This window comes from Streptomyces sp. NPDC001002, from assembly GCF_053599215.1.
This window is the reverse complement of record NZ_JBSFLV010000238.1, coordinates 1-9,788: the sequence shown is the minus strand read 5'-3', so window position 1 is coordinate 9,788 and position 9,788 is coordinate 1. Positions and strand designations below refer to the sequence as shown.

Here is a 9,788-nt window from a genome sequence, read left to right as displayed (position 1 = left end):
GTCCACGACCTCCGGAACAGCAATACGAGGGCGGACGGGCCGAGTTCGGACTGGACACCGAGGTCACCGCCGGGGCACCCCGAGAGGTGCCGCCGCTTCACATGCCTCACGCAGCCGAGCTCTCCGAGCCCTCCTGCTCCGCCTCGATGCGCGCGTTCCACTCCCGCTTGGAGGCCTGCCAGCCGTCCTCGTTGTGGCCGAGCCGCCAGTAGCCGGAGATCGACAGGTCCTCGCGGGCGACACCCAGGTCGACGCGGAGCAACTGGCGCAGCTCCTTGACGAAGTGCGCCTCGCCGTGGACGAAGGCGTGCACCCGGCCCTCCGGGAACGTCAGCGCCCGTACCGCCTCAAGAAGGGGCTCGCCGATCGGCCGGTCGCCGCGGTGCAGCCAGACGACCTCCACGTCGGAGTCGATCTTCTGCTCCTCCTCGGGGCCGGAGATCTCGATGAAGGCGTGGGCGACCGCACCCGCGGGCAGCGCCTCCAGGGAGCGGGCGATCGCGGGCAACGCGCTCTCGTCACCGACGAGCAGATGCCAATCGGCCTCCGGATTGGGCGCGTAGGCGCCGCCGGGGCCCATGAAGCGCACCTTCTCGCCCGGTTGGACGTTCGCCGCCCACGGGCCGGCCAGGCCCTCGTCGCCGTGCACCACGAAGTCCAGGGTCAGCTCAAGGTGTTCGGGGTCCCAGGCGCGGACGGTGTAGGTCCGGGTCACCGGCCACTGCTCGCGGGGGAACTCCGCGCGGATCCGCTCAAGGTCGAAGGGCTCGGGATAAGTTGCGCCACCGGTCGGGAACAGGAGCTTCACGTAATGGTCGGTGCAGGTGTCGGCCGCGAACACGGCCAGTTCCTCGCCGCCGAGCACCACGCGCTGCATGTGCGGGGTGAGCCGTTCGGTGCGGACGACCTGCGCGGTGTGGGGCTTCCGCGGCTTCCGAGCCGGGCGTTCTGCCATGGCGGCCTCCCTGTTCCCTTGCTTAGGTAAACCTAAGTTAGCATCTCTCCCCTACTTAACACCCCCCGCATGAGAGGTTACTGAGACCGACACGCAGAGCTTTACTCTCTCGAAATGAGAGGGTGAGTTGCTGATATGAGAACCAGGCTTACGTCACCACCCGTCCCGATCATGCTCCCAGAGCGGCGAGCGGTCAGGCCCCGAGGGTGACGAGCAGCCGGTGCAGCGAGCCGCCGAGCCCCCAGCGCGCCGCCAGCTCGTCCAGTGCCGCCGGGTCGCGCGGGCTGTGCGGCAGTGCCGTGTCGACCTCGGGAAGCGGCACGTCGTCGGCGACCTTGACCACCGTCGGGGCCACCGCCACGTACGGGCGCGACTCGTCCAGGCGCTTGCGCTGCGACGGCGTGAGCTTCGCCTTCGGGTCGTCCACCGCGGCCATGATCCCGGCCAGGTCACCGAACTCGGCGAGCAGCTTCGCGGCCGTCTTCTCGCCGATGCCCGGTACGCCCGGCAGACCGTCGCTCGGGTCGCCGCGCAGGGTCGCCAGATCCGCGTACCCACGGCCGTCGACGCCGTACTTCTCGCGCAGCCACGCCTCGTCGGTGAGCTGGAGCATGCCGACGCCCTTGAGGGGGTACAGCACGCGCACCCCCCGCTCGTCGTCGACCAGTTGATAGAGGTCGCGGTCGCCGGTGACGATGTCGACCGGGCCCTTCGCGAGCGCGGTGAACGTGCCGATCACGTCGTCCGCCTCGTAGCGGGCGACGCCCACGCGTGCGATGCCGAGCGCGTCCAGGACGTCCTCGATGATCGGGACCTGCGGCGAGAGCGTGTCGGGGATCTCCTCCGCGTCCGGTCCCGCCTCGACCTCCTCGGCGACCCGGTGCGCCTTGTAGGAGGGGATGAGGTCGACCCGCCACTGCGGGCGCCAGTCCGCGTCCATGCACGCCACGAGCTGATCGGGACGGTGGTCCTTGACCAGGCGGTCGATGAATTCGAGGAGCCCGCGCACGGCGTTCACCGGCGTGCCGTCCGGGGCCTTCACGGACTCCGGGACGCCGAAGTAGGCGCGGAAGTAGAGGGAGGCGGTGTCGAGGAGCATCAGTCGTCCGGTCACGCCTCGCATCATGCCGCACGGCACCGACACTCACCCGTCACCGGGACCCGCATGGCAGTTGTAAACGAGTTGTGAACTGGCCCACTGAAGCGTTTGACCCGCCCCGACCAGGGCAGGCGCCGCCTCGGAGCGATGCCAATTGCACATACGACTGTTTGCGGCCCGTCGTCTCCTGTTCCCTTGCCCCGAGAGACGAGAGGTACGCGTGTCAGCCACGCTTGAGGCAGAGCATCTCTACAAGGTGTTCGGCAGACGACCCGACGAGGCGCTACGGCGGCTTGAGGACGGAGCCGACCGGGAGGAACTGCGCGCGGAGGGCACCACCGCCGCCGTCATCGACGCCTCCTTCACGGTGGAACCCGGCCAGATCTTCGTCGTGATGGGTCTGTCCGGATCCGGCAAGTCCACCCTGCTCAGGATGCTCAACGGCCTCCTGGAGCCGACCGCCGGCCATGTCCGCTTCGACGGACAGGACCTGACCGGACTCTCCGACCGCGACCTGCGCGCCGTCCGGGCCCGGAAGATCAGCATGGTCTTCCAGCACTTCGCGCTCTTCCCGCACCGCAGCGTCGTCGAGAACGCCGCGTACGGTCTGGCCGTGCAGGGCGTGCCCCGCGCCGAGCGCGAGCGTCGCGCCGGCGAGGCGCTCGCCCTGTGCGGGCTGGCCGGCTGGGAGAAGTCCTGGCCCGACGAGCTGTCCGGCGGCATGCAGCAGCGTGTCGGTCTGGCCCGCGCGCTCGCCACCGACGCCGATCTGCTGCTGATGGACGAGTCGTTCAGCGCGCTCGACCCGCTGATCCGCCGGGACATGCAGGACCAACTGCTCCAGCTCCAGCAGTCGTTGAAGAAGACGATCGTCTTCATCACGCACGACCTCAACGAGGCCATGCGGCTGGGCGACCGTATCGCCGTGATGCGCGACGGACGCATCGTCCAGACCGGCACCGCGGAGGACATCCTCGTCCGGCCCGCGGACGACTACGTCGCCTCCTTCACCAAGGACGTCGACCGCTCCCGCGTGCTCACCGCATCGGCCGTGATGGACACGGACGTGCGCGGCGACGAGGCCGACTGCGGCTGTGCGACCGAGAGCGAGTGCCGGACCGTGACGCCCGACACGCCCTTCACCGAACTCTGCGCGCTCAGCGCCGTGTTGACGCATCCGGTGGCCGTCGTGGACGCCGAGCGCCATCTCGTCGGAGTGGTCCGGCAGTCGCGCCTGGTCGGCTTCCTCGGCAACGAGGAGGTGGCCCGTGCCTAGGATCCCCCTCGGCGACTGGGTCAACGACGCGGTCGACTGGCTGCTCAACCACGTCTCCTGGCTCTTCGACTTCCTCAAGACCGTCTTCACGGGCACTTACGACGGCATCAACGCCGTCCTGCAGGCGCCTCAACCCCTGCTGCTGGCAGGCATCTTCGCCGTGCTCGCGTTCTGGCTGCGCGGCACGACCGCCGGTCTGCTCACCTTCGTGGGATTCGCCTTCATCGACTCCCTCGAACTGTGGGACGACGCGATGGTGACCCTCTCCCTCGTCCTGGTCGCCACGATCATCGCTCTGGTGATCTCCGTGCCGGTCGGCATCTGGGCCGCGCGCTCCAACCGGGTCAGCGGAATCGTCCGGCCCGTCCTGGACTTCATGCAGACGCTGCCCGCGATGATCTACCTCATCCCGGCGATCCTGTTCTTCGGCACCGGCGCCTCCGCGGGCATCGTCGCGACCCTGATCTTCGCGCTCGCCCCCGGTGTGCGCATGACCGAGCTGGGCATCCGGCAGGTCGACAAGGAACTGGTCGAGGCCGCAGACGCGTTCGGCACCACGCCCCGCGACACGCTCCTGCGCGTCCAGTTGCCGCTCGCGCTGCCGACCGTGATGGCCGGCGTCAACCAGGTCATCATGCTCGGCCTGTCCATGGCCGCGATCGCCGGCATGGTCGGCACCGGCGGCCTCGGCGGCGACGTCAACGAGGCCATCGGCCAGCTCAACGTCGGCCTCGGCTCCGAGGCGGGCGTCGCCATCGTGATCCTCGCGATCTACCTGGACCGGATGACCAGCGCCCTGGGCACGCAGGTCTCGCCGCTCGGCCGCCGTGCCGCCGCAAAGGCACGGGCCGCCCAGAGCGGCCTGAAGATCTGGTCGTACCGGCCGAGCCCCCAGATCGCCATGGTCGGTGTCGTCGTCCTCGCCCTGGTGGCGGGCGGCATGGGAATCTTCGGCGGCAAGTCGGACGGCACCACGGTCGCCGACGGCAACGATGTCGGCCAGGGCAAGAAGCTCAGCATCGGCTACATCCCCTGGGACGAGGGCGTCGCCTCCACCTTCCTGTGGAAGGAGATCCTGGAGCAGCGCGGCTACCAGGTCGACGCCAAGCAGTTCGACGCGGGGCCGCTCTACACCTCCCTCGCGCAGGGCAGCGTCGACTTCGAGACCGACTCCTGGCTGCCGACGACCCACGCGCAGTACTGGAAGAAGTACGGCAGCAAGCTCGACGACCTCGGGGCCTGGTACGACCAGACCTCCCTGGAGCTGAGCGTCCCGGCGTACATGAAGGACATCAACTCGCTGGCCGACCTCAAGGGCAAGGCCTCGACCTTCGGCGGGAAGATCACCGGGATCGAGTCCAGCGCCGGTGAGATGGCCCTGCTCAAGAGCAAGGTGCTCAAGGAGTACGGCCTCGACAAGGAGTACAAGGTCGTCGACAGCTCTACGCCCGCCATGCTGGCCGAGCTCAAGCGGGCGTACAGCAAGCACGAGCCGATCGTCGTCACGCTCTGGTCGCCGCACTGGGCGTACAACGACTACAAGCTGAAGAAGCTCAAGGATCCCAAGGGTGCCTGGGGCGCGGGCGACGGGGTGCACACCCTCTCCCGCAAGGGGTTCGCGGACGAGAACCCGACCGTCGGGAAGTGGCTGAAGGACTTCAAGCTCACCGAGAAGCAGCTCACCAGCCTCGAAGCCGAGATCAACAAGGCGGGCAAGGGCAAGCAGCAGGACGCGGTGCGCACCTGGCTGAAGGACCAGCCCGGCCTCGTCGACAAGCTGGCCCCGGTCCAGAACACCAAGGCCGCCGCCGAGACCAAGCGCGCGATCGACGTGGCCTGGTTCCCGTGGGACGAGGACATCGCCGTCACCTACCTCTGGAAGAACGTTCTGGAGAAGCGCGGCTACAAGCTCAACCTCAAGCAGATGGACGTCGGCCCGGTCTACACCGGGCTCGCCTCAGGTGACCTCGACCTCAACTTCGACGCCTGGCTGCCGTACGCGCAGCAGAACTACTGGGACAAGAGCAAGGACAGACTCAAGGACCTCGGCACCTGGTACGAGCCGACCTCCCTGGAAGTCGCTGTGCCCTCGTACGTCAAGGGCATCAAGTCCTACGAGGACCTCAAGGGCAAGGCCGATCTCTTCGACGGGAAGATCATCGGCATCGAACCGGGCACCGGCGAGATGAACCTGCTCAAGACGAAGGTGCTGCCGGGCTACGGTCTGGACAAGGAGTACGAGGTCGTCGACGGCTCCACGCCCGCGATGCTGGCCGAGCTCAAGCGCGCGTACGCCAAGAAGCAGCCCGTCGCCGTTGTTCTGTGGTCGCCGCACTGGGCATACAGCCAGTACGACCTCACCAAGCTGAAGGACGACAAGAAGCTCTTCGGCGAGGGCAACACGATCCGTACCATCTCGAACGAGAAGTTCCCGGGCGAATACCCCCAGCTCACCAAGTGGATCAAGAACTTCCACATGACTGAGGCCGAACTGGGCAGCCTGGAGAGCGAGATAAATGAGCACGGCCAGGGTCACGAGCAGGAGGCGGTCGCCGCCTGGCTCAAGGATCACCCGGACATGGTGGACCGGATGACCCCGCAGTAGCCGTCGCCCCGGCACCCCCGAGGGGTGGGCTTCCCCGCGCGTCCTGACAGCGTGTGGTGGGGCCCGCCCCTCGGGCCGTCCCCGGGAGGCATATGCCAACGGCTACCAAAAGAATCCGGCCAATCACACAGCGCTATTCCCGTGCTCGGAGAGGGAACATGGGGGACCTTTCGGGCATTGAACTATGCGGTAGGTGTTGCTCACGGGAACTCAGCCACTGGCGAGAGTTGGCGCATTGACCGCACGAAGTGTTTACGGGTATGTGACGGCCGCATGAAACAGTTTGCCGAACCTGCGTAAGGTGCAGAGAACTCTTCAGGAGCACCGACGAGTGAAGGAGGGAGCCGGAGCGATGGGCGATCACAAAGACGACCACAAGGGCCAGTCCCTGCGAGTGGGCGCGGCCGTACGGCGGCGACGTCGCGCGCTGGAACTCACCCTCGCCGTCGTGGCCGAACGCAGCGGCCTGTCCGTCCCCTTCCTGAGTCAGATCGAGAACGACCGCGCGCGGCCCAGCACCACGTCCCTGGAGAAGGTCGCCGACGCCCTGCGCACCACCGCCGTCGAACTCCTCGCCGCCGCCGACCCGGCGTGCAGCGTCGACGTGGTCCGCGCCGAACCGGCCGGCTCGGCGGGTGAACCGCGGATGCGTTCCCTGGTGCGGGGTCACCACCAGATGCACGCCACGGAGTTCACCGGTGACCACGACGCGGGCCGTGAATTCCAGTACCGCAACGACCAGTTGATGTACGTGGCCGACGGCGCCGTGGAGATCGAGGCCGAGGGCCGCGCGTACCGGCTCGGCCGCGGCGACACGCTGTACCTGACCGGCGGGGTGCGCCACCGCTGGCGGGCGACCGTGTCGGACACGCGCGTGGTCGTCGTCGCGGTGGCCGAGCACATCGAGGCGGTCCAGGACCGGCCGCGTCAGTGACGCCCCGCGTCGTCTCCCTGGTCCCCTCGCTCACGGAGGCCGTCGCCCACTCCGTGCCGGGCGCGCTGGTCGGGGCGACGGACTGGTGCACCCACCCCGCCGACCTCGCCGTCACCCGCATCGGCGGCACCAAGAACCCGAAGATCGACGCCGTCCTCGCGCTCCGCCCCGACCTGGTGATCGCCAACGAGGAGGAGAACCGCGCACCCGACCTCGCGGCCCTGCGCGCGGCGGGCGTCGAGGTCCTGGTGACCGAGGTGCGGGACGTCCCGCAGGCCTTCGATGAGCTCGCCCGGGTGCTGGCGGCCTGCGGGTCCGCGTCCCGCCCCAGCTGGCTGGACGAGGCGGAGTCCACCTGGACGTCCCTCCCCGAACCGCCGACCCGCGCCACGGCCGTCGTACCGATCTGGCGTCGCCCCTGGATGGTGCTGGGCCGCGACACCTTCGCCGGTGACGTCCTGGCCCGTCTGGGCGTGGACCACCTCTACGCGACCCACCCCGAGCGCTACCCGACCATCCCCGTAGGGGAGTTGAGGGCGGCCCTCCCGGATGTGGTCGTACTCCCGGACGAGCCTTACCGCTTCACCGCCGACGACGGCCCCGAAGCGTTCCCCGGCCTGCCCTGCGCGCTCGTCAGCGGACGCCATCTCACCTGGTACGGGCCGTCGTTGGCCGAGGCGCCACAGGTGCTGGGCGCGGCCCTGCGAGCAGTTCGCCGCTGACCAGACCGCGCGCGGTGTGCACGGCGGCGGTGCCCCAGGCGGCGACCAGAACGACGTAGAGACCGACCGCCAGCCAGTCGTATACGACCAACCCCGTGTGCCTGGCCAGTGCTTCGGCCCCCGTGACACAGGTGCCCACCGGAAAGGTGAAGGCCCACCACGTCATCGCGAACCGCATCCCGTGCCGGCGCGCCCGCACCACATGCGCGGTCGCGAGCCCGAACCAGAGCAGCGCGAACCCCATCACCGGCACGCCGTACAACACGGCGAACACCCCGAACCCCTCGCTGTACGGGGCCGGTACGACCCCGGGCGCCACGTCCGCGAACTTGCCCACGGCGGTGGTGGACTGCCCGAGCGGCCCCAGCACCAGGAACAGCGTCGGCGTCAGCGCGAGCGGCAGCGGCCCACCGGTGATCAGCCGCGCGAATACCACCGGCAGCATCATGAGGGTGGCCAGAAGACTGACCCCGAACAGGGCCAAACACGCCAGCAGCAAGGTCTCCCGCGCCTGCCCGGCCGGCAGATGCGGCACGAGCAGCGGCCCGAGCGCGGCCGAAACCATCGGCGCCACGAGCGGCAGCAGCCACACGGGCGAGGCGTCGGCCGCGTCCACTTTCTGCCGTACGGCCATGAGGTACGGGACGGCGACGGCGGACGCGAGCCCGATGACCGTCCCGGCACTGAACAGCACGGCATCGAGAACGACCGCGTTGTGCAGCCCGATCCAGTCCCGCCCGACGGTGACGGCACCGCCGCCGACGGCGAGCAGGGCCATGGCGAGACAGCCGTAGAAGGGCGCCATGGCCGGGTCGAGGAGGTGGGCGCGGGCCTGGTCGGGATGGTGGGTCCAGTGCAGGGCGCGGGCGACGAGCAGGGCCAGCAGGAGGATGAGCGAGAAGAGCCAGACGGCCGCGCAGACGCTGCGCAGGCCGGGGACGCCGACCGGCAGGGCCGAGCCCGCGGTGGCGACGATGGCGGTGCCCATGACGGATGCGTACCAGTTGGGTCCGAGGTGACGGACGGTCCTGGCACGCGGCGGGCGTGCGGTGGCACGCGTGAGGGGGTGGGCTGCGGTGACCATGCCTCCACGGTCTCGCCGGGCGGGGGCCGGTACCAGGGAGGACATGTCTATGGGGGCATAAGCTGAGGTTATGAGCCAGGGCATGGACGACAGGGACGAGACGGCGGAGACCGCTGAGACGGTGACGTCCGCCGGGCCGCTCGCGCATCGGGTGCCGGACCTTGGCGCGCTGGAGTTGTTGCTGGCGGTGGCCCGGCTCGGGAGTCTTGGTGGGGCGGCGCGCGAGATGGGGATCACGCAGCCGGCGGCCAGTAGCCGGATCCGGTCCATGGAGCGGCAGTTGGGGGTGGCACTGGTCGACCGCTCGCCTCGGGGGTCCCGTCTGACGGACACGGGGGCGTTGGTCACGGACTGGGCTCGGCGGGTGGTGGAGGCGGCGGCGGCCTTCGATGCGGGGGCGCAGGCGTTGCGGGTGCGGCGGGATTCGCGGTTGCGGGTGGCGGCGAGCATGACGATCGCGGAGTACTTGCTGCCGGGGTGGCTGCTGGCGTTGCGTGCGCAGCGGCCGGATACGGCGGTGTCGTTGCTCGCGGGGAACTCGACGGTGGTGGGGGAGCGGGTGCTGTCGGGGGAGGCGGACCTTGGCTTCGTGGAGGGGGTGAGTGTCCCCGCGGGTCTGGACTCGGCGGTCATCGCGCACGACCACCTGATCGTGGTGACGGCTCCCGGGCATCCTTGGGCCAGGCGTCGACGGGCTTTGGAGGCGGGGGAGTTGGCGGCGACGCCGTTGATCCTCCGGGAGGAGGGGTCGGGGACGCGGCAGGTGCTGGACGCGGCGCTGGGGGGTCTGGCCCGTCCGTTGATCGAGCTGTCCTCGACGACGGCGGTGAAGGCGGCGGTGGTGAGTGGGGCGGGGCCGGCGGTGTTGAGCGAGTTGGCGGTGGGGGAGGAGCTGGCCGTGCGGAGGTTGGTGCGGGTGCCGGTCGACGGGGTGGCGTTGGGGCGTTCGCTGCGGGCGGTGTGGCCGACGGGTCACCTGCCGGTGGGGCCGGCGAGGGAGCTCTTGTCGCTGACGAGGACCTAGCTTTTCTTCGCCCCCGCCGCCCCTACCCGTCCCATCCTTCTGGGGCTCCGCCCCAGACCCCGCTCCTCAAACGCCGGAGGGGCTGGATT

8 protein-coding genes are annotated in these 9,788 nt (G+C 69.5%); 5 read left to right on the top strand and 3 right to left on the bottom strand.

The genetic code is table 11. From position 1 onward, the window contains the following. Positions 1-106: 106 nt before the first annotated feature. Together ACWDR3_RS45950 and ACWDR3_RS45945 are read right to left on the bottom strand one after the other, a co-directional pair. Positions 107-955, bottom strand: a complete 849-nt coding sequence (locus ACWDR3_RS45950) for a siderophore-interacting protein (protein WP_450358659.1) — start codon at positions 953-955, stop codon at positions 107-109. A 193-nt stretch (positions 956-1,148) separates the two neighbouring features. After that, positions 1,149-2,078, bottom strand: a complete 930-nt coding sequence (locus ACWDR3_RS45945) for a 5'-3' exonuclease (protein ID WP_450358661.1) — start codon at positions 2,076-2,078, stop codon at positions 1,149-1,151. A 196-nt stretch (positions 2,079-2,274) separates the two neighbouring features. On the opposite strand from ACWDR3_RS45945, the gene ACWDR3_RS45940 reads away from it, so the two are divergent. The 4 genes from ACWDR3_RS45940 to ACWDR3_RS45925 all read left to right on the top strand — a co-directional run bounded on the left by ACWDR3_RS45940 (position 2,275) and on the right by ACWDR3_RS45925 (position 7,591). Next, positions 2,275-3,330 carry a quaternary amine ABC transporter ATP-binding protein gene (locus ACWDR3_RS45940; protein WP_450358658.1) on the top strand — a complete coding sequence of 352 codons (1,056 nt, stop codon included), beginning with the start codon at positions 2,275-2,277 and terminating at the stop codon, positions 3,328-3,330. Continuing rightward, positions 3,323-5,935 (top strand): ABC transporter permease/substrate binding protein, encoded by a 2,613-nt coding sequence (locus ACWDR3_RS45935; RefSeq protein WP_450358657.1) that lies wholly within the window; start codon positions 3,323-3,325, stop codon positions 5,933-5,935. The genes ACWDR3_RS45940 and ACWDR3_RS45935 overlap by 8 nt, the downstream gene beginning before the upstream one ends. Positions 5,936-6,287: 352 nt before the next feature. Beyond that, entirely contained in the window at positions 6,288-6,869 is a 582-nt protein-coding gene (locus tag ACWDR3_RS45930; protein ID WP_450358656.1) for a helix-turn-helix domain-containing protein, read from the top strand. Next, entirely contained in the window at positions 6,866-7,591 is a 726-nt protein-coding gene (locus ACWDR3_RS45925; RefSeq protein WP_450358655.1) for a helical backbone metal receptor, read from the top strand. The genes ACWDR3_RS45930 and ACWDR3_RS45925 overlap by 4 nt, the downstream gene beginning before the upstream one ends. Here the strand turns inward: ACWDR3_RS45925 and ACWDR3_RS45920 are convergent. After that, entirely contained in the window at positions 7,518-8,675 is a 1,158-nt protein-coding gene (locus ACWDR3_RS45920) for a TDT family transporter (RefSeq protein WP_450358654.1), read from the bottom strand. The two genes, ACWDR3_RS45925 and ACWDR3_RS45920, sit on opposite strands and share 74 nt — an antisense overlap. Positions 8,676-8,757: 82 nt before the next feature. Between ACWDR3_RS45920 and ACWDR3_RS45915 the strand changes: the two genes are divergently transcribed. Then, positions 8,758-9,699, top strand: a complete 942-nt coding sequence (locus tag ACWDR3_RS45915) for a LysR family transcriptional regulator (protein WP_450358660.1) — start codon at positions 8,758-8,760, stop codon at positions 9,697-9,699. Positions 9,700-9,788 lie beyond the last annotated feature (89 nt).